This window comes from Sphingomonas sp. KRR8 (genome assembly GCF_023559245.1).
In the GTDB taxonomy this organism is placed as follows: Bacteria; Pseudomonadota; Alphaproteobacteria; order Sphingomonadales; family Sphingomonadaceae; genus Sphingomicrobium.
In genome coordinates this window covers 2,211,545-2,230,337 of sequence record NZ_CP097462.1, presented here as the reverse complement: position 1 = coordinate 2,230,337, position 18,793 = coordinate 2,211,545, and the positions used below count along the sequence as shown (strand labels likewise).

Sequence of the window (18,793 nt, the reverse complement as noted above, 5' to 3'; positions counted from 1 at the left end):
AAAACCCGCCGGAAGGCGGGTCGATGCAGTCTGGTCAGTGAAGTCGGTCTATTCGATCCGCTTACCGCCAGCGCCATCGCGCCGCCGCCACAGGCACACGCCACCAACGCCAGGCGGCGGCAGTCGAAGCGGCGGTGGTCGATGCGCGAAGCATGGCGCCTACCTCCCCGCTTCGGCACGGCTTGTCAACGCCGGCCGAAAGGCCATGGTGGCAGGCATGAGCAAGGCCAGGATTGTCATTGCCGGTGCGGGTAACATCGGCTGCTACGTCGGTGGCCTGCTGGCTGCCGCCGGACGCCCGGTTACCCTGCTCGGGCGTGAACGGATCGGGCGCGAGCTTCGCGAGCATCCTCTTAGGCTCACCAGTCTGGACGGGCTTGATCTGGAGATTGGCCCTGGCTCCTTCCGTTTCGCCTCCGATCCGGGGGCACTTTCGGAGGCAGACCTGATCGTCGTCACCGTGAAAAGTGGCGCCACGGCGGAGATGGCGGGACTGATTGCCAGCCACGCGTCCGAGCGCGCCATCGTCATCAGCCTGCAGAACGGCGTGGGCAACGCCGATACGTTGCGCTCCGCACTGGCCGGCCGCCGCGTCCTGGCCGGCATGGTCCCGTTCAATGTGCTCCACCTCGGCAACGGCAGATTCCACCGTGGCACATCGGGCGACCTGGTGATCGAGACCAGCGATGCGACGCTGCTCGAGCCGATGGCGGTCCCGCATCTCGGCGTTCGGCCAATCGACGACATCACCGCAGTCGCCTGGGGCAAGCTGGTGATCAACCTCAACAATGCGCTGAACGCGCTGTCCGGCCTCACCCTGCACGAACAGCTGCAGGACCGCCGCTGGCGACGCGTGTTGGCGGCCCAGCAGAGCGAGGCGCTTGACCTCCTTCGCCTCGCCGGTGTCGACCCGGCGGGGATCGGCAAGTTCCCGCTCAAGTGGTTCCCCACCGTACTGCGATTACCAACTCCCCTGTTCCGCCGGCTGGCGAGCTCCGCCGTGCGGATCGACCGCCAAGCCCGCTCGTCGATGTGGGACGACCTGGAGCGGCGGCGTCCGACCGAAATTGCCGAGCTTCAGGGTGCGGTGGTCGATCTCGCCCGCCGCTTGGGCCGCCCCGCACCCGTCAGCGAGCGCATCATCGCGCTGATCCGCGATGCAGAGGCGAAGGGTGAGGGGTCGCCCGGGCTGGATCCGGCGCAGGTGCTGCCCCGCGCCGCATGAAGATCCTCTACGTCATCAACTCGGTAGAGGGCGGTGGTGCCGCCCTCCCAGTCCCGGCCATTGTCGCGGCACTGCAGAAGGCGGGCGCCGAGGTCCATGTGGTCGCGCTCACCCGCCGCAACGGCAAGGCGCTGCCCGCGTTTGAGCGGGCCGGCCTGCGGGTCAGCATCCGCGAAGGGGGTGAAAAGGACCACCGCCGCGCGCTTCGCTGGCTGAACGAACAGATCGACCGTGACCGACCGGACCTGATCTGGACCTCCCTGACCCGCGCCACCCTGCTTGGCCAGTGGGCTGGCCAGCAGGCCGGGGTGCCGGTGGTCAGCTGGCAGCACAATGCCTTCCTGAAGCCTTCCAACCGCTGGCTGCTCCGTGCGCGGCGCAAGGCGGCGCTCCTATGGGTGGCGGACTCCGCGTCCGTCGCTCGCCTGACGGAGGAGCGGCTTGGCCTGCGCGCCGACCGGGTGATCACCTGGCCCATCTTCGCGGCCGATCCCAAGGCGCCACAGGCTTCGCCATGGCGTCCGGGTCAGCTCCTTGAACTCGGCAGTCTGGGACGACTGCATCCGAACAAGGGCTACGACCTGCTGATCGACGCTCTTGCCGAGCTGAAAGGCAGCGGCTTTCAGCCTGCCGCCCCCTATCGAGTCACCATCGGCGGGGAAGGTGCGGACGAGGCAGTATTACGGGCCAAGGCGGCCGACGCGGGCATCGAAGAGCTCCACTTCGCCGGCTTCGTGGCCGACACCCGCGGATTCCTTACCGGTCTTCACGCCTATCTCCAGCCATCCCGCCGCGAAGGCTTCTGCATCGCCGCCCACGAAGCGATGCAGGCCGGTCTGCCGGTGCTCGGCACCCGTACCGGTGAGATGCCCTTCACGATCAACGAAGGCCAAACCGGGTGGCTTGCTCCGCCGGGCGACAAGCGCGAGCTTGCGGAGGCCCTGCGGCGACTGCTGTCCGCTCCGGAACGCCTCGCCGGAATGGGCCACGCGGCGCGGCAGACGGTGCTCGACCGCTTCGCCCAGCAGCAGTTCGAAGAGATTGCCGCAATCATCCTCAAGCGGGTGGCGACGTTCCGCTCAGACCGCGGCCACCTCTAGCTCACCGCGCTTGTAGCGTCGAACGGCCACGCGGAAGGACCACAGCAGGCTGCCGGCGATCACGGCGCTTTGCAGCAGCGCGTGCCAGCCGGCTCCGTTTAGCCCCAACCACCAAAGCAGCGGGGGCAGCGCAGGATAAAGCAGCAGGTTGCCCATCAACTTGGCATTGATCGACTTGTTCGGAAGCCCGAGCGCGATCAGGCCTGGCGAGACCGGCGCCGTGCCGAGGGTCAGGAGCCGCCCGGCCGCGGTCAGCGAGAGGATCCAGGCCGTCCCGCTACCGGTGAAGCTGCGCCCGCCGATGAAGTGCATGATGGGGTCGGCAAATGTGCCCAGGATCAGGCACATCGGTACCCCGACCGCCGTCGCTACGCCGGCCGAGTGCCACACTGCCTTGCGAAAGCCCTTGAAGTCCTGCTGCGCGATCAGCTTTGCGACCACTGCATAACTGGAGTTGGCGAGCATCTGGGCCGGCTGCTGGAGCACCACGCTGGCGCGCTGGGCGAGCGAGAAGATGCCCGCCGCCGCCGGGCCAAGCATCCAGCCAACGGTGAGCGGGGCGAGCTTCGGCCCCATTTCGCTCAAGGTGATGTCGACATTGGTGGTGACGATGAACGGCAACAGCCCTTCGTTCTCGGCAATCGTTCCACGCACCGGACCAACCAATCCGTGCGACAGCCGCATCTTGCGCAGAATCCACAGGCCCAGCGCCCACATGCTGAGGCCCTCTGCCAGCGACGCGAGCAGCCAGATGGTGAGAAAGGTCACGAGACCGCCACCAAGCGCCAGCGTCAGCAGGCAGCCGCCCAACCGCACCAGCGGGTTGATCAGCTGGTGAAAGCCAAGCAGGTCGAAGCGCTCCGCAATCTGCAGGATGCCGTAAGGCGTCGCCCGGACAGTCGCGACGATCGCAAAGGCGTACGGAATGGCGAAGCGCATCGCATCGGCCGACCAGCCCAGCCGCGGCCCTATGAACGGGACCAGCACCATCGCGATGAGGATCGCGATCGCTCCGCAGCCGATCTCGAGCAGCGCCATGAACCGGATGAGCCGCATCAGGCGGCCATGCTCGCCGGCCTGAAGCGCGAAGTTCCCGTAGCGAACCACCCCGTGAAAGCCCGAAAATGCGATCAGGCTGCCGATCAGCGTCGTGTAGCCGTGAAGCAGGATCAGGATGCCGTAATTGGTCGCACCCAGCGCATGGGTGACGATTACCACATAACAGAGGCTGAGCAGGCCGGCCCCTATCTTGCCGCTCGCCAGCAGGCCGAGATTGGCGAAGATCCGGCGCAGCGCGCCGCCTTCCTCGGCGGTGGTGGCGGTGGTCATGGGCGGTTGAACAATTCCAGATAGGATGCGGCCGCTCGTCCCAGGCGATGCTCGGCGATTGCTCGTGCCATAGCCTCCGGTGGCGGCGGCGCAAGGCAGAGCTGCCGTGCCATTGCGTCCGCCAGCGCGCGCGCCTCACCGGCCGGAACGATCTCGCCCACCGCAGGGTCGCCGATGATCTCGCGAATGGCCGGGCTGCAATCGGTGGCGATCAGCCGGCAGCCATTGGCGAGCGCCTCGATCAGTACTGCGGGATAGCCCTCGAACCGCGAACTCAGCACGAACACGCGTGCGGTCCGCAGCAGAGGCGCGATTTCCTGCACCCGCCCCGGCAAGCGAACCTGGCTCGCCAGTGCCTTGCCGACGCGGCGGCGGAGCGGCGCCAGCCCCGGCCCGTCGCCGGCGATGGTCAGCGTTATCGTTGGGTCGGCAAGCGTCACGACCGCCTCGACCAGCAGGCCGAAGTCCTTCTGGGGAGCGAAACGGCCGGCGGCGATGAGACCCGCGCGTGGCCCGGTCCCGTCGGGCGGCTCAAAATCGTCGTCGATGATCGGCTCCGGAACCACACTGAGCGGCAATGGGCCAAGAATGCTACGGGCCTCGCCCGCGAGTGCCGGCGACATCGCAACGACCGCATCGGCACGGCGCGAGCGACGGGCCATGCGCCCCCGCCAGAAGGGCCTCAGCCGATTGAACTGCCGCTGACGCGCGATGGTGTTGCTGAGCTTCGCCAGAACGACCGGTGGTTTGCCAATCGAAAAGCGGAGCCCGTCGAGCAGCGGAAAGTGGTAATTGCCGGGCAGGAACAATCCGCCAAGCTCTCGCTCATCAGCCTGCATGGAGACCCATCGTGAGAGCCGCCGGCGAGAGCCAAGGCCGCGTGGTATCGGCCGCTCCGGAGTAATCAGTGGCAGCCCCTCTGCAAGCCCTTGCAAGGGCCCATGCGGATCACCGCACAACAGCACGACCGATCGGCCCAGCGCTTGCCAGCCATGCGCCAGCCGCAGCGCGATCCGCTCGCTCCCGCCGCCGGACAGGTCGTGCAATACGACCCCGATCGGCCGCTGCTTCAACGGCGAGCCGGCCATGACCTAGCCTGAGGCACCGATCAGCCGCCGAAGGATTGCATCGGCGGCGCGTTCCGAAGCGGGGAGATCGCCGCGATCGATGCTTTCGGCGAACAATCGCTGCTGGGCCGCAAGGTAGCGTGGATGGTCGCGCCAGGCTCGCTCGAGTGCTCGCGGCAGGTCGGCAACGTCGTCGACGACTTCGCCCGCCTGCCAGAACGCGTAATTGAGGTCGTTCCGCCAGTCGATGCCATGCGTGTTGAGGAAAACGCACGGCCGCGGCCGCTCCAGAAACTCATACACCTGGCTGCTGACATCCCCGAGATAAAGGTCTGCGGCCTGCGTGTAGGTCATGTCGGTCGCGGCGGGTGAGCCCAGATCGATGAGGATGTTCGGCGCCTCGGCAAGATCCTTCGGGATCCTGCCCGGCCGACGAGCAGTCAGCCGGTCGATCGTGACCGTTAGCGGCCGCTCGAACAGCATCACATGCGGCGCGAAGATGAGATTGTACTGAGGGTGCGCGGCGAACCATTCTAGCACCGTCAGCCCGTCTTCGTACCAGGATGACAGGTGCGGGGAAACGTGAGGGTTGTAGAGCACCGTCGGCTTGCCACTGGCCTGGACCGGCAGCTGTGTCGGGCTTTCCGGCAACAGGTCGAGCTTGGGATAACCGACCAGGGCAAGCCGGTCCGGCGGCACACCGGCCTCTTCGGTCAGCCGCCTGGCGATCTTCGGCCCGGAGACAAGCACCAGGTCGAAGGCCCGGCTCGCGGCATTGAAACCGATCGCCCGGTCGCCGGCTCCATGGCGGGTGTGGATGAGGACAAGGTCATCCAGGCCATAGCGTGTCTTGAGCAGGGTGGAGCTCTTCTCCGCCACCACCAGTGCGTCGAGCGTACGGAAGAACGGCAGATTGTCGCGGTAGATGGCCAGCTTCGCAACCGGCAGCCAGCGTTCGAGCAGCCTGCTCGCCAGGCGGCTGGACCAGCGCCGGGGACGAAGATGCACCATCGTCAGCGCCGGCCGCTCGTCCTGGCGCTCGATCAAGCGGTCGACCTCCGCACGAAGCCGGTCCGAGGTCGTGATCAGCAGCACTTCGAGGTCAGGCCGCTGCCGTCGCGCAAGGGCGAGCGCCACCGGCAGGCTGTGCCCGATCTGATGGATCTGGTCATGATTGAAGAGAAAGCCGACGCGGGTCGTCGTCCCGTTATCCGTCGCGCTCACCGCCGCCACCTTCTTAGCCCCACCCCTGTCGCCTCCCGGGGGCAAAGCTATGGCGGAGGCAGGCCACCACCACAAATGACTTCGCAGCGAAGTACCGACTGCCGCAGGCGTACGTCAGCATCGCAGGGGTTCGTCTGGCAAACCGCCGCCCTGCTCTGACAATCCGTTTCCGATCGGACGCACCTTTCCGATGCTGCCCTCAAGAACAAATCCTTGGACACAGACTAAGTGCAAGGTCAACTTTCGGGTGGTTGAAAGCGATTCGCTACGCAGTTTGTTCGCAGTCGAGGAATTCAGGAATGCTAAGCAAATCGGCGTATCGGGCGATCCGCTATCACCCAATAGTTGAGCGCCTCCAGAACACACTCCGGAAGACGTCTGGTGTGCGGTTCGAGGAGATCGATCTGTTCGTGCCTGCTGGACCAGGCGACGTCATCATCGATGCAGGGGCGAACGTCGGCAGTATCACCTCCAAGGCCGCTCGAACTGGAGCGACAGTTCATGCATTTGAACCTAACCCGATCTGCTTTGCGACCCTGCAGCGCCGGTTCGCGGCTCAATCAAATGTGCACCTGCACAACAAAGGGCTCATGGACCGCAACTGTACGCTGACCCTTTCCACGCCCATTCCGCACAATGGCTATGACGCGGTGGAAACAACGGTGGCCGCGAGCTTTGTAGCACAACGCTTCGATGCGGATGTTATCAAAGACGAGATCGAGTGCGTCGACGTTGCCGAGGTTGTGCGGGGGCTTGGCAGAATCACGCTTCTGAAGATGGACATTGAAGGCGCCGAGATACCCGTATTGCATCGTTTGCTTGACGAGAAGCTTGCTGACCGCATCGGCATTGCAGTGGTTGAAACCCATGAGCGCTTCTCACCAGAGGTTGCCGCTAAGACGAACGACCTGAAGAAGCGCCTTGAGGCAAACGGCTTGGGGCACTGGCGGCTCGACTGGATCTAACAGCAAGACGCTCGGATTTCGTACGTCTGCTGCGTGATCTTCTCGCGGAAGCTGGCGGAGCGGGAGGGATTCGAACCCTCGATACGGTTTTGCCGTATACTCACTTTCCAGGCGAGCGCCTTCGACCACTCGGCCACCGCTCCGCACTTGGGATGCCTGGAAGAGGCGCTCTCTAGGGAAGCGGGGGCCGGTGGACAAGCCACTCGCGCGGTTCACGTCGAGTCGCTAAGTCCACGCCGATGCGCGCTTTCGGTCCGTCCCCTTCTGCCGCCGAAATCGAGGCGCTCGCCCGGGCCGCGCTCCTGGCCTTGCCCGAGCCGTTTGCCGGGCATCTCACCGGCGTGGTCCTCCAGGTGGAGGAGTTCGCGGACGAGGAGGTCCTGGCCGAACTCGGGATCGACGACCCGTTCGATCTCACGGGCCTCTACTCGGGCCGGCCGCTGACCCAGCGGAGTGTCAGCGACAGCGGCGCCCTTCCCGATCGAATCCTGCTTTACCGCCGTCCCCTGCTCGACGAGTGGGCGGCCGAAGGGGAGGATCTGGAAGCACTCATCAGCCATGTCCTGGTGCACGAGGTCGGTCACCATTTCGGCTTTTCCGATGCCGACATGCACGCGCTCGAAGGTGAGGCGCCGTGAGCACCCTGCTGCGCTTCAGCGACGTTGCCTGCTGGCGCGGCGGCCGGCTGCTGTTCGAAAACCTGTCGTTTGGGCTTGTGGAAGGCGAGGGGCTGTGGCTGCGCGGCCCCAATGGGGCCGGCAAATCCAGTGCGCTGCGGCTCGCGGCCGGACTGCTCAGACCTATAGCCGGGCAAGTCGAGGCGGAACGGCTCGCGCTCGCCGACGAGGGGCTGGCGCTGGATCGCGAACTGCCGCTGTCCCGGGCACTGCGTTTCTGGGTAAAGAGTAGGGCGCTGGATGAAGCCTTTGCTGCGCTCAATCTTACGCACCTTGCCGACGTTCCAGTTCGCCTGCTTTCGACGGGACAGGCGCGGCGCGCGCGGCTCGTGCGGGTAGCGGCCTCAGGCGCTGGGCTGTGGCTGCTCGACGAGCCGCTGAGCGGACTTGATGCTGCGAGTATCCCACTCGTCACCGCGCTGATCGACCGGCATCGCGCGCGGGGTGGGGCAGTCCTCCTCACCTCGCACCAGCCGCTGCCGCCGGAGGGCTGGCGCACCCTCGACCTCGCCGTCGCATGACTGGTCCGCTGATCCTTCGCGAAGTTCGCCGGGCACTCAGCGCCGCCGCCTGGCTGCCGGTCGCCTTCTTCCTGCTGGTGGTCGCCATCCTGCCGTTCGCGGTCGGTCCCGATCCTCGACTGCTGGCGCGGATCGCCGGTGGCGCGCTGTGGATCGCGGCCCTGACCGCGGCCTTGCTGCCGATCGAACGGCTGATCGAACCCGACCGAGCGGACGGCGTGCTCGACCAGCTGATGCTGGCGGGTCTCACTGACGAGTTGACTGCCGCGGCCAAGATCGCGGGCCACTGGCTGACGTTCGGACCCCTACTTCTCCTCGCCAGCTTTCCGGCCGCCGCACTGCTCGGAATGGACGCATCTTCCCTGGGACGTGGCCTCGCCAGCCTGGCCATCGGCACGCCAGCCCTCGCCGCCCTTGCCGTCGCCGTCGCCAGCCTCACCGCCGGATTGCGGGGCTCCGCGGCGCTCGGCGGGCTGCTGCTGCTTCCGCTTGCCGTGCCCTTGCTCATCTTCGGTGCGGGGGCCGCCGCCGGCGAATCGGGGGCAATTGCGCTGGAAGCCGCGACCGCTTTGTTCATCACCGCCGGAGCGCCGTTCGCCGGGGGCGCGGCGCTGAAGTCGCTGCGAAGCTAGTCGCGGCTCCAGCGGGCGAAGATCGCCGTCGGAAGCAGCAGCCCGCGCGCTTCCTCACGCACGGCCATCTCCCCACATTCCACCGTGCCGCCGAGCTCCGCCATGGTCTGTCGCAGCAGCTCGCCAATGCTGAGCGCGCTCATCCTGACGGCATAAACGGTCAGTACCAGGAAGCGGCTGTCGGCATCCAGCAATCGGCGGCAGTCGGCCAGCAGCGGCGCCAGATGCTCCTCCAGCCGCCACATCTCACCGGTTGGCCCGCGCCCGAACTTGGGCGGATCGAGCAGGATTCCGTCGTAGCGACGTCCGCGCCGGACCTCGCGGGCGGTGAACTTGCTGGCATCGTCCACGATCCAGCGAATGGGTCGTTCACTCATGCCGGACAGGGCCGCATTGGCGCGGCCGCCCTCGACGCTCTTCTTCGACGCATCGACGTGGACCATGCGCGCGCCCGCGTCACTCAGTTGGAGGGTACCCACTCCCGTATAGCCGAACAGGTTCAGCACTTCGGCACCGTCGGTCCGCTCCCGCATCCAGTCCCATTGCGGCGCCATGTCCGGAAAGAAGCCAAGGTGCCGGAACGGCGTCAGGCTGGCGTGGAAGCGGACGGCGCCCCGGGCCAGCGGCCAGCTCGCGCGGACGGGCCGCTGGTGCACCCAGCGCCCACCGCCATCCTCGTCGCTGCCGGGCACGAATTCGGCATCGGCCGCCCAGTCGTCGCTGGCGGGCGCCCACATCGCCTGCGGCTCCGGCCGGATCACCCGCACGTCGCCATAGCGTTCGAGCTTGCGGCCGTGCCCGCTGTCGAGGAGGCCCCAGTCCGCCCACGGCTCGGCCACGATCGTGCGCAGGTCGCTCATGCAGCGAGAGCGAGCGTACCGCCGCCGATCGCCGCGAACGCCGGTCGCCCGGAGAGCATCGCGACACCCGCCGCGCGCGCCGCGCCGACGTCCACCGCCGCCAGTTCGGCCAGGGATTCCTCCAGGCTCATCAGCCGGCCGAACAGCTCGACCGAGCGGGCATGGTGGTCGGCGCGCCCCTGCACCGATTCCAGGCTCATCCGCAGCTGCGCCTCGATCTGGGCCTTGGCTCGCCCGCACTCCCGCTCGTCGAGGGTCTCGGCGGCCGTCCTGACCACTTCCTGGGCCAACGCCAGCGCGGCCGGCGCGTCGCCGCGATCGGTGGCGGCGGACACCGCGAACAGGCCGGTGTCCGCGAAGCCCTGCACCCAGCTGTAGACCGAATAAGCGAGGCCTCGTTCCTCGCGCAGCTGCTGGAACAGGCGCGAGCTCATTCCGCCGCCGACTGCCTGGGAGAAAACCGCCGCCGCCGGCATCGTGGCATCCGCGCCAGCCGGTGCCGCCCAGCCGAGGTGCCAGTGCGCCTGCGCGGTCCGCCGGGCCTCGCGCCGCGCTTCGCCAGTGAAGCGGGCAGGGGCTTGCGGCGCCACGCTCCCAGCGACCAGATCCCCGAACCTCGCCTCGGCCAGAGCCAGCAGCGCCTCGGCATCGATGGCGCCGGTCCCGATCAGCATCAGGCGTTCGGGCGTGAACTGACCACCGATCCAGTTCTGGAGGTCGGTAGTGGTAAAGTCCCGGATCGTCGCCTCGGTCCCGATCACCGGGCGGCCGAGCGACTGGTCGGCAAAGGCGGCCTCGAACAGCATATCGCCCGACAGATCCTCCGGATTGTCGAGGATCTCGCCAAGTTCGGACAGGATGACGCCCTTCTCGCGCTCCAGCTCCTCGCGATCGAATCGGGGTGCGCGCACGAGGTCGGCGATCAGCTCGACCGCCAGCGGCACGTCCGCGGGCAGCACACGCGCGTGAAAGGCGGTCTGGTCGCGCGCGGTCCAGGCGTTCAGCGATCCGCCGACATTCTCGATATCCTCGGCGATGGCCCGGGCGTCGCGGCTCCCGGCGCCCTTGAACACCATGTGCTCCACCATGTGGGCGAGCCCGCCCTTGCCCACGGCTTCGAACCGCGAGCCGACCGCGGCATAGAGCCCCACCGCCGCCGACTGCGCGCCTGGCATCGGATCGGCGACCACGGCCATGCCGTTGGGGAGCCGGTGCAGCGCCGCGTTCACGCCCGCTCCTTGAGCCTGGCCCGCACCGCGAAGCCGTAGATCAGCAGCGCCACGGCGGCGAAGGCGAACCATTGCACCGCATAGGACAGGTGGTTGTTCGGAATGTCGTTGATGTCTGGCGGGGCGCTCGGCTGCAGTCCGGCGTAGCCAACCGATGAGATCAGCCGCATCCGCTTCTCGCCATCGGGTCCGATGATCCCGCTGACCGGCCCGCCGCGCCAGCCCTTGCCGGCATTCGGATCCTGCGACCAGCCGATGTCGACCCGGAGGCCGGGCCCTTCCGCTCCGCCGGTGCGGCAATCGACCAGGTGACTGTAACCGCTGTCGCCTTGAAGGCTGCGGCCCGCCACGGCCTTCTGCGTCACGGCCTCCAGGCAGTTGGCGCTCGCCCGGCGGAACAGTGGCAGTCGTTCCGTTGGCGTGGGCACCGTCGGCCAGACGGTCGGCGGAAGGCCTTGAGCCTGCGTGTAACGGGCAAGCAATGCCTCTTTCTCGTGCGCCCGGCGCAACTGCCAGAAGCCGAGCGCGATCATGGTCGCGACCGCTGCCAGCACGATGATGGTGGGAATGATCGGCAGGCGTCGGATCATGGGACGAGCTGCCCTTCTCGGGCCCGGTTGCGATATTCCGCGCCGAGCAGCCACGCCTTGGCAAGCCGCAGCCCGCCAGCGGTAAGCACCAAGCCGATCGGGAGCCAGATGAGGTGCACCCACCACGGCGGCTCAGCGCTTGCATCGAGAATCAGCGCACCGATCACCAGGATCGCGCCGACGATCAGGATCAGGAAAGCCGCCGGTCCGTCACCGACGTTGAACTGTTCGAAATCAAGGCCGCAGTCGCTGCAGCGGCTCGCAAAACGAACAGGGCCGGCAAACAGCCGGCCCTTTCCGCAGCGTGGGCAGGTGCCGGTCAGCGCTGTCTTCAGCGCATCGGGCTCCCGCCGCTCGCCGTCTTGCGTCACCCGTGCATCGGGGCGCCCCAGCCGCCCCAGATGTAGATGGAGACGAACAGGAACAACCACACCACGTCGACGAAGTGCCAGTACCAGGCCGCGGCTTCGAAGCCGAAGTGCTGCTTGGGCGTGAAGTCGCCCTTCACCGCCCGCAGGTAGCAGACGATCAGGAAGATGGTGCCGATGATGACGTGGGCGCCGTGGAAGCCCGTCGCCATGAAGAAGGCCGAGGTGTAGATGTTGGCCGGGCTCTCCGCCGTCGCATGCTCCGACGAGAAGCTGAAGGGCGCGTGGATATACTCATACGCCTGGATGCAGGTGAAGGTGATGCCCAGGATGATCGTGAGCAGGAGCCCGTTCTTCAGGCCCTTGCGATCGCCGTTGATCAGCGCGTGGTGGGCCCAGGTCACCGTGGTACCCGAGCAGAGCAGGATCAGCGTATTGAGCAGCGGAAAGCCGAACGGGTTCAGCACCTCCATGCCCTTGGGCGGCCACTGCGCGCCGACGCTCTCGGCCGCGCTGGGGAACAGGGCGTTCATGAAGTAGGCCCAGAACCAGGCGACGAAGAACATCACTTCCGAAGCGATGAACAGGATCATGCCGTAGCGCAGGTGGAGCTGGACGATCGGCGTGTGGTCGCCGGCATGAGCTTCGTGAATGACGTCGCGCCACCAGCTGTACATGACGCCCAGAACGCCGAGCAGGCCGGCGATGCAGACGAACTTGCCGTAAGGGTTGTCATGCATCCACATCACGCCGCCGCCCGTCAGGAACAGCGCGGAGAAGCTCCCCGCCAGTGGCCAGAGGCTCGGCGGCAGGATGTGATACGGATGGTTCTTGGTGGTAGCGGCCATCGAAAGTCCCGTGTTCATCGAGTTTGGGCGAGGCCTTAGCTGGCGCTTCCGGGTTTTTCCACTGGGTAAAAAGTGTAGCTCAGCGTGATCTCGTGAATGTCCTTCGTCGCGGGGTCCTTGCGGATCTGCGGATCGACGAAGAACACGACCGGCATGTGCGCCTTCTGACCGGGGCGAAGCGTCTGCTCGGTGAAGCAGAAGCATGCGATCTTGCTGAAATATTGACCGGCAAGATCCGGCGACACGTTGAACACGGCCCGCCCGGTGGTGACCCGCGCACTCATGTTGTGCGCGAAATAGCTGATCTGCGTCTTTTCGCCCGGGTGGATCTTCACCACCGTCTGCTCGGGCCGGAATTCCCAGGGAAGCGCGGCGTTGATGTTCGAATCGAACCGAACGCTGATCTGACCCGCGACGGCACCCGGCGCCACCTCGGCCCGGCGCGGCGTTCCGCCGAAGCCCGTCGCCTGGCAGAAAGCCCGATAGAGCGGGACCGAGGCGAAGGCGACGCCCAGCATGAAGAACATGAACAGCGCGGCGCGGGTCGCGACCTTGCGGTTGCGGCGATCGTGCTCGACCTTGGCCGGCGCGTTCACCGGTTCACCGTCAGCTTGGCGATGGTGATGGCGAAGGTCAGCACCACAAAGGCGATCAGCAGGATGGCGGTCACCCGCGCCCCGCTCTTCTGACGTGCGCGGACGATTTCATCTTCGGGTCGGGGAGCGATCATAGGGGCCACCAGCGGTCGGCGACGACGGCGCCGAACAGGACAAAGAGATAGACGATCGAATAAGCGAACAGCTGTTTCTCGGGCTTCATCGCCGCCGGCTCGGTCGCCCGGTTGCGCCACACGGCGACCGCCAGCACCAGGAACAACGCCGAGCCCAAGGCCGCGGTCACGCCATAGATCGGACCCGTGAGGCCGAGCGGCCAGGGCGCCACCGCCGCCGCGACCATCGGCAGCGTGTAGAGCAGGACCTGCAACCGGGTATGCGGCAGCCCGGCGACCACCGGCAGCATCGGCACTCCGGCCTTGGCGTAATCGGTCCGAACGAACAGGCTGAGCGCCCAGAAGTGCGGCGGCGTCCATAGGAAGATCAGCCCGAACAGCAGCACCGGCAGAAGCTCGACCCGCCCGGTCGCCGCGACCCAGCCGATCAGCGGCGGAAAGGCACCCGCCGCACCACCGATGACGATGTTCTGCGGTGTCCGTCGCTTCAGCCAGACGGTGTATATGACCGCGTAGAAGAAGATGGAGAACGCCAGGATCAGCGCCGCCAGGTGATTGGTGGCGAGGTCCATCAGGATCACCGACATGGCGGACAGGCCGATGGCGAAATGCAGGGCCGTCTGCCGATCCAGCCGCCCGGCGGGCAGGGGCCGCTTCTCCGTCCGCCGCATCTGCGCGTCGAGATCCGCTTCGTACCACATGTTGAGCGCCGCGGCCCCGCCGGCACCCAGCGCGATGCACAGGACCGCCGTGAAGGCCAGCACGGGGTGCAGGGTCACTGGCGCGGCCAGCATCCCGCACAGGCCGGTGAACACGACCAGGGTCATGACGCGCGGCTTGGTAAGCGCGAACAGGTCCCGCCAGTCGGCTGGCAGGTGCATGGTGGTAGCTGCGGTCGGCATGAGTCTGCGGCGCATATAGTGGGACGCGACCAGCGGCGCTAGGCTGACCTCATGACCAGCCGAATCACGTTCGCCCTCGCCCTTTGCCTTGCGACTTCAGCCGTGGCGCAGCAGACGGCTCCCGCTCCGGCAGCCACCGCCACTGCTCCCAGGGCCGACATCGTCCGGGTTGCGCTGGACACGGCGCAAGGCCGGATCGTGCTCGCGCTCGACCAGGCCCGCGCGCCCGTCACCACCGCCAATTTCCTGCGCTATGTCGATTCCAAGCGCTTCGACGGCATCACCTTCTACCGCGCCATGCCCTACGGGCAGGGCAACGGCCTGATCCAGGCCGGGATCACCAAGGACGCGCGACTGCTCTATCCTCCGGTGAAGCATGAGCCGCCAAGCGAAACCGGGCTCAAGATGGACGCGGGCGCCATCGCCATGGCCAACCTCGGCCCGGGCACCGCCCGATCGGACTTCTTCATCCTCGCCGGCCCGATCACCACCTTCGGCGACGCCTTCGCGGTGTTCGGCCATGTGGTCGAGGGCATGGACGTGGTGAAGGCGATCCTCGCCAGCCCGGTATCACCCACCAAGGGCGGCGAAGGGATGAAGGGTCAGATGCTCGAACCCGCCATCGCCATCCGCACCGCCCGGCGGGTCGATCCGGCGAACTAGCGCCGGTCGGCCGCGCTCTCCTGGCGGGTCGCGGCATAAACAGCCCCCGGCAGCCAACCAGGCCAGCCCGCGCTGTTCGCCACCATTTGCCCGACCCGATAGGCCGCCAGCGCCTCCTGCGCGCTGCCGGCGAATGTCCACCTGGGGTCGAACTGGTCGCACGGCTGGTGATAGCAGCGCTGGTTGTAGGCCCCGACGATTCGCTGCCCGGCCGCGAGCCCGCCGACCTTGAGGTCGCGACCGCCGCGAAAGGCAAGCACCGGCACGCCGCGCTGGGCGAACGGGAAATGGTCGGAGCGGAAGTACCAGCCCGCCTCCGGACTAGGCTCCGGATCGACCCGCAGCCCCTGCTCCCGCGCCGCTTGGACCAGCAGACCTTCGAGCTCCGACTGGCCGGGGCCAATCAGTTCGAGGTTGCGGGCCGCTGGCAGGGCCACATGCGGGTCGAGGTTGATGACAGCCGCCATCTTGGCCAGCGGCACGACCGGATGCTGGGCGAACCATTCTGAGCCGAGCAGCCCCTTCTCCTCCGCCGTCCAGGCCGCGAACACCACCGATCGTTGCGGGCGTGGGCCGTGCGCGAAGGCGCGCGCGACCTCGAGCATTTCCGACGTGCCCGTGGCATTGTCGATCGCACCGTTGCGGATGCTGTCGCCCCGCGCGTCAGGGCCGTTGTGCCCATTGGCGTCCCAATGTGCTCCGTACAGCACCGTTTCGTCCGACCGCGCAGCTCCGCGGAGGATGCCGACCACATTGTGGCTGATGACGTTGGTGGCGCGGTTGGTCGCATCGACGCTGACCGTCCCCGGCAGCGCAAACGCCCGGAACGAAGCACTGCGCGCCCGTTGCTTCAGCGCAGGCAGCGTGAATCCGGCGCGGGCGAGCAGCGGCAGGATGGCGCCACCGCGAACGATGCCGCTGAACTTGAGGCTGGTCGGTTTCAGCGGCGCATAGCTGAACGAAGGCACGCGAATGCTTCCGCCGACCTGGGAGTAAGGCCAGCTGTAGGCCGCTTCTTCGTGGATGAAGAGCACGCCCGCCGCGCCGGCCTTGGCCGCCGCCACCGCCTTGGTCCCGCCGCGCCCGCCGAACGTCAGTGCTCGCCCGCCGAAGCCGAGGTCCCGGCCGCCTTCGAAATCGGGGTCATTGGCAAGCATCACGACCACCTTGCCGCGCACGTCCACGCCCTGGAAGGCGTCCCACCCCCGCGCCGGATCGGGCGCGCCCCAGCCGGCGAACACCAAAGGCAGGTGGTCTAGCTTCGTTCGACCCGGAGTCGTGGGATTGATATCGAGGTCGGGCCCGTCGCGCAGCACGGCGGGGGAGCCGCGCATGGCAATGGTCAGCCGCCCGCCCGGCAAGGTGTCGAGGCGGACAAACGGGATGCTCTGATACCATCCGCCATTCTCCCCCGCCGGTTGCAGGCCCGCCGCCGCCATCTGCCGCGCGATATAGGCAATGGCCTTCTGCTCGCCGGGTTCGCCGGGGCCGCGCCCTTCGAAGGCGTCGGAGGAGAGCGTCCGGACGTCGGCCTTGATCCTGGCAGGATCGATCGGACCGGCGGCTGTGAGGGTGAGCAGGAGGGCGGGGGCGAGGAACAGGCTGCGCATGCCTGCCTTTGGGCGCTGCAAAGCTTTGCAGGCAAGGACAAAAATGAGGTCGGCGAGTCGCTCCATTGACTCACTGGCCGGACTCGCGGGAATAAGAACAAAAGTAGAACATGAACGTTGCGAGTCGTGTGGAACGAGGTTTGTCCCCCGTCCCCGGCGGGGATCCCGCGCGGGTTGAACACTCCCTGCCGCCATGGGCAGCGGGGCGGCCGACCCTGTCCGAACTGTTCGCCGCTTCCCCGCGCGATGCGGGCTGGGCGGGGTTCCTGCTGGCTGGGCTCGACCCGGCCCGGCCGCTGCTGTGGGTGCAGGAGCGAATGGCGATCCTCGAAGGCGGGCGGGTCCATCCGGCGGGGCTCGGGCCGGCTGGCCGCGGGCTCATCCATGTCGAGGCGCGCGACGCAAAGGCGGCGCTATGGGCAATGGAGGAGGGCCTGCGATGCCCGGCCCTGAGCGCCGTCATCGGCGAATTGTGGGGCGACCCGCCCGCACTCGACTTCACCGCGACACGGCGGCTGGCAGTAGCCGCCGAACGCCATGGCGTGGCCGCCTTTTTGATTCGGCTCGGCGGCCACGCCAACCTCAGCGGGGCGCGCTTCCGCTGGAAGCTGGCGAGCGCGCCCAGCGCTGCCCATCCGTTCGACTCCCGTGCACCCGGCGAGCCGCGCTGGAACGCCGAATTGTTCCGTGCCCGTGGCTGCCAGCCTGGCCGCTGGGTGGTGGCCGGTGACGGACGCCAGGATCTGCTCCCTGTGGCTGCCGCGGCTGGCGATCGAACGCTGGACGGCGATTGGCGGCGGCACGCCTGATCGAGCGGTCGTCCTCACCCTTGAGGCGCAGCACGGCCAACTGATCCACGCCGCGACCGAAGCGGCGCTGGAAGGCGGCGCACGGGTCGGCGGCCGGCTGACCGACGCCCGCGCGCTCGACCCTGCGCTGGAGGCGGTGCCGGCCGATGTCGCGGGCGATTCCGCCTGGCTTCGCGCGCTGGCGCTGTGGGCCGGGCGCTGGTCACCGTTGGTCGAAGTCGACGGCAGTGACTCGCTGCGGCTGGACGTGACCGGCGTCGCCCACTTGTTCGGCGGCGAGGCACGGCTGCTGGCCGAGATGGAAGCAAGGATCGGCGCCCTCGGCTTTACCGTGCGGAGCGCCATCGCCCCGACGGCAGGCGCGGCCTGGGCGCTGGCGCGGTTCGGCGGCGGCGCGGTGCTGGTGTCGAATGCCCGACTGGCACCGCTGCTCGCGCCGCTCCCCGTGGCCGCCTTGCGGCTGAGCGCGCCGGCCACCCACACGCTGGTCCGGCTCGGGCTCAAGACCATCGGCGACTTGGCCGGCGTGCCGCGCAAGAGCCTGGCGCGGCGCTTCCGCGAGGCCGACCACCCACTGGACGCGCTCGACCGGGCGCTCGGCCGCAAGCCCGAGCCGCTGACCGGGATCCGCCCCGACCCGCCGCCCCGCGCGCTGCTGCGAATGAAGGAGCCGGTGAGCCATCCTGAGTCCGGTGCCCAGGCACTCGCCCTGCTGGTCCCCCGGCTGGTCGAGCAACTGGAGGCACGCAGGCTGGGCGCGCGCGAATTGCTGCTGACCGGCTACCGGGTCGACGGCAGCCTTGCGCAAGCAGGCGCCGCCACCTCCATTCCGACCCGCGACCCCAAGCACCTTGCCCGGCTGCTGGCTGACAAGGCGGGGACCATCGATCCGGAGTTCGGGATCGATGCCTTCACCCTGACCGCCACCTGGACCGAGCGGCTCGATGCCGGCCAGGAGGCACTGGTCGGCGAGCCATCCGGCGAGACCAGGCTGGCCGAGCTTGTCGACCGGCTTAGCGTCAAGCTTGGCCCCGACAAGGTCCGCCGGCCGGCCCCGCGCGCAAGCCATGTGCCGGAGCGGGCCAATGGGTGGGCGGCCGGAGTCCACCCTCCCCCATCCGTCGGCGGAAGGGGGTCAACGGGAGCGGGGAAACCCCAGCGCCTGCTCGACACCCCTGAGGCAATCGCGGTCATCTACGCCACTCCCGAAGGTCTGCCCCGCCGCTTCGTGTGGCGGCGCAAGGTCCACGACATCGCCCGCGCTCAGGGGCCGCAGCGGATCGCGCCCGAATGGTGGCGCGAGCGCTCCACCGCTCGCCTGCGCGATTATTACAAGGTCGAGGACGAGGACGGCCGCCGCTTCTGGATCTTCCGCGAAGGGCTGGTCGGTGACGGGCGCGGCGGACCGCCCGGCTGGTTCGTCCACGGGCTGTTCGGGTGAGGA

21 protein-coding genes and 1 tRNA gene are annotated in these 18,793 nt (G+C 67.8%); 9 read left to right on the top strand and 13 right to left on the bottom strand.

The window, feature by feature from the left end; genetic code table 11:
- Nucleotides 1-217: 217 nt before the first annotated feature.
- Both M8312_RS11270 and M8312_RS11265 read left to right on the top strand, forming a co-directional pair.
- Complete coding sequence (locus M8312_RS11270) at nt 218-1,225, top strand: 2-dehydropantoate 2-reductase (RefSeq protein ID WP_250117786.1); 1,008 nt, start codon at nt 218-220, stop codon at nt 1,223-1,225.
- The gene (locus M8312_RS11265; protein ID WP_250117785.1) at nt 1,222-2,325 is read left to right on the top strand and encodes a glycosyltransferase family 4 protein; all 1,104 of its coding nucleotides are present in this window, start codon (nt 1,222-1,224) and stop codon (nt 2,323-2,325) included. Before M8312_RS11270 ends, M8312_RS11265 begins: the two co-directional genes overlap by 4 nt.
- Here M8312_RS11265 and M8312_RS11260 read toward each other — a convergent pair.
- From M8312_RS11260 to M8312_RS11250, 3 genes are read right to left on the bottom strand one after another with little or no spacing between them, the layout of a single operon-like run.
- Complete coding sequence (locus M8312_RS11260; protein WP_250117784.1) at nt 2,305-3,654, bottom strand: lipopolysaccharide biosynthesis protein; 1,350 nt, start codon at nt 3,652-3,654, stop codon at nt 2,305-2,307. The genes M8312_RS11265 and M8312_RS11260 overlap by 21 nt on opposite strands.
- Nucleotides 3,651-4,742: a glycosyltransferase gene (locus tag M8312_RS11255; RefSeq protein ID WP_250117783.1), complete on the bottom strand. Its 1,092-nt coding sequence runs from the start codon at nt 4,740-4,742 to the stop codon at nt 3,651-3,653. Before M8312_RS11255 ends, M8312_RS11260 begins: the two co-directional genes overlap by 4 nt.
- A gap of 3 nt (nt 4,743-4,745) precedes the next feature.
- Nucleotides 4,746-5,945, bottom strand: a complete 1,200-nt coding sequence (locus M8312_RS11250) for a CDP-glycerol glycerophosphotransferase family protein (protein ID WP_250117782.1) — start codon at nt 5,943-5,945, stop codon at nt 4,746-4,748.
- A gap of 299 nt (nt 5,946-6,244) precedes the next feature.
- On the opposite strand from M8312_RS11250, the gene M8312_RS11245 reads away from it, so the two are divergent.
- On the top strand, nt 6,245-6,910 hold the full coding sequence (locus tag M8312_RS11245) for an FkbM family methyltransferase (RefSeq protein WP_250117781.1): 666 nt from the start codon (nt 6,245-6,247) through the stop codon (nt 6,908-6,910).
- Nucleotides 6,911-6,962: 52 nt separating this feature from the next.
- On the opposite strand, the gene M8312_RS11240 is transcribed toward M8312_RS11245, so the two are convergent.
- Nucleotides 6,963-7,053, bottom strand: a tRNA-Ser gene (locus tag M8312_RS11240).
- 96 nt (nt 7,054-7,149) lie between these two features.
- Here M8312_RS11240 and M8312_RS11235 point away from each other — a divergent pair.
- Genes M8312_RS11235 through M8312_RS11225 form a run of 3 tightly spaced genes read left to right on the top strand, consistent with a single transcriptional unit; the run spans nt 7,150 to nt 8,740 of the window.
- Nucleotides 7,150-7,548, top strand: a complete 399-nt coding sequence (locus M8312_RS11235) for a metallopeptidase family protein (RefSeq protein ID WP_250117780.1) — start codon at nt 7,150-7,152, stop codon at nt 7,546-7,548.
- Nucleotides 7,545-8,108 carry a heme ABC exporter ATP-binding protein CcmA gene (gene ccmA, locus M8312_RS11230; protein WP_250117779.1) on the top strand — a complete coding sequence of 188 codons (564 nt, stop codon included), beginning with the start codon at nt 7,545-7,547 and terminating at the stop codon, nt 8,106-8,108. The genes M8312_RS11235 and ccmA overlap by 4 nt, the downstream gene beginning before the upstream one ends.
- Nucleotides 8,105-8,740 carry a heme exporter protein CcmB gene (locus tag M8312_RS11225; protein WP_250117778.1) on the top strand — a complete coding sequence of 212 codons (636 nt, stop codon included), beginning with the start codon at nt 8,105-8,107 and terminating at the stop codon, nt 8,738-8,740. Before ccmA ends, M8312_RS11225 begins: the two co-directional genes overlap by 4 nt.
- Here M8312_RS11225 and M8312_RS11220 read toward each other — a convergent pair.
- From M8312_RS11220 to M8312_RS11185, 8 genes are read right to left on the bottom strand one after another with little or no spacing between them, the layout of a single operon-like run.
- A complete protein-coding gene (locus M8312_RS11220) occupies nt 8,737-9,600 on the bottom strand; it encodes a class I SAM-dependent methyltransferase (protein WP_250117777.1) in 864 nt (287 codons plus the stop codon). The two genes, M8312_RS11225 and M8312_RS11220, sit on opposite strands and share 4 nt — an antisense overlap.
- A complete protein-coding gene (locus M8312_RS11215) occupies nt 9,597-10,829 on the bottom strand; it encodes a M16 family metallopeptidase (RefSeq protein ID WP_250117776.1) in 1,233 nt (410 codons plus the stop codon). Before M8312_RS11215 ends, M8312_RS11220 begins: the two co-directional genes overlap by 4 nt.
- Nucleotides 10,826-11,419 (bottom strand): SURF1 family protein, encoded by a 594-nt coding sequence (locus M8312_RS11210; protein ID WP_349773283.1) that lies wholly within the window; start codon nt 11,417-11,419, stop codon nt 10,826-10,828. Before M8312_RS11210 ends, M8312_RS11215 begins: the two co-directional genes overlap by 4 nt.
- Entirely contained in the window at nt 11,416-11,790 is a 375-nt protein-coding gene (locus M8312_RS11205) for a DUF983 domain-containing protein (protein WP_250117775.1), read from the bottom strand. Before M8312_RS11205 ends, M8312_RS11210 begins: the two co-directional genes overlap by 4 nt.
- Complete coding sequence (locus M8312_RS11200; RefSeq protein WP_250117774.1) at nt 11,787-12,635, bottom strand: cytochrome c oxidase subunit 3; 849 nt, start codon at nt 12,633-12,635, stop codon at nt 11,787-11,789. Before M8312_RS11200 ends, M8312_RS11205 begins: the two co-directional genes overlap by 4 nt.
- Nucleotides 12,636-12,670: 35 nt before the next feature.
- The gene (locus M8312_RS11195; RefSeq protein ID WP_250117773.1) at nt 12,671-13,231 is read right to left on the bottom strand and encodes a cytochrome c oxidase assembly protein; all 561 of its coding nucleotides are present in this window, start codon (nt 13,229-13,231) and stop codon (nt 12,671-12,673) included.
- On the bottom strand, nt 13,228-13,365 hold the full coding sequence (locus tag M8312_RS11190) for a cytochrome c oxidase system small membrane protein (RefSeq protein ID WP_250117772.1): 138 nt from the start codon (nt 13,363-13,365) through the stop codon (nt 13,228-13,230). Before M8312_RS11190 ends, M8312_RS11195 begins: the two co-directional genes overlap by 4 nt.
- Entirely contained in the window at nt 13,362-14,267 is a 906-nt protein-coding gene (locus M8312_RS11185; protein ID WP_250117771.1) for a heme o synthase, read from the bottom strand. The genes M8312_RS11190 and M8312_RS11185 overlap by 4 nt, the downstream gene beginning before the upstream one ends.
- A 51-nt stretch (nt 14,268-14,318) precedes the next feature.
- Here M8312_RS11185 and M8312_RS11180 point away from each other — a divergent pair, with 51 nt between their 5' ends.
- The gene (locus tag M8312_RS11180) at nt 14,319-14,930 is read left to right on the top strand and encodes a peptidylprolyl isomerase (RefSeq protein ID WP_250117770.1); all 612 of its coding nucleotides are present in this window, start codon (nt 14,319-14,321) and stop codon (nt 14,928-14,930) included.
- On the opposite strand, the gene M8312_RS11175 is transcribed toward M8312_RS11180, so the two are convergent.
- The gene (locus M8312_RS11175) at nt 14,927-16,540 is read right to left on the bottom strand and encodes a M28 family peptidase (protein WP_250117769.1); all 1,614 of its coding nucleotides are present in this window, start codon (nt 16,538-16,540) and stop codon (nt 14,927-14,929) included. The two genes, M8312_RS11180 and M8312_RS11175, sit on opposite strands and share 4 nt — an antisense overlap.
- 110 nt (nt 16,541-16,650) lie before the next feature.
- Between M8312_RS11175 and M8312_RS11170 the strand changes: the two genes are divergently transcribed.
- Both M8312_RS11170 and M8312_RS11165 read left to right on the top strand, forming a co-directional pair.
- Nucleotides 16,651-17,349, top strand: a complete 699-nt coding sequence (locus M8312_RS11170) for an ImuA family protein (RefSeq protein ID WP_250117768.1) — start codon at nt 16,651-16,653, stop codon at nt 17,347-17,349.
- Complete coding sequence (locus M8312_RS11165) at nt 17,267-18,790, top strand: Y-family DNA polymerase (protein WP_250117767.1); 1,524 nt, start codon at nt 17,267-17,269, stop codon at nt 18,788-18,790. The genes M8312_RS11170 and M8312_RS11165 overlap by 83 nt, the downstream gene beginning before the upstream one ends.
- Nucleotides 18,791-18,793: the final 3 nt, after the last annotated feature.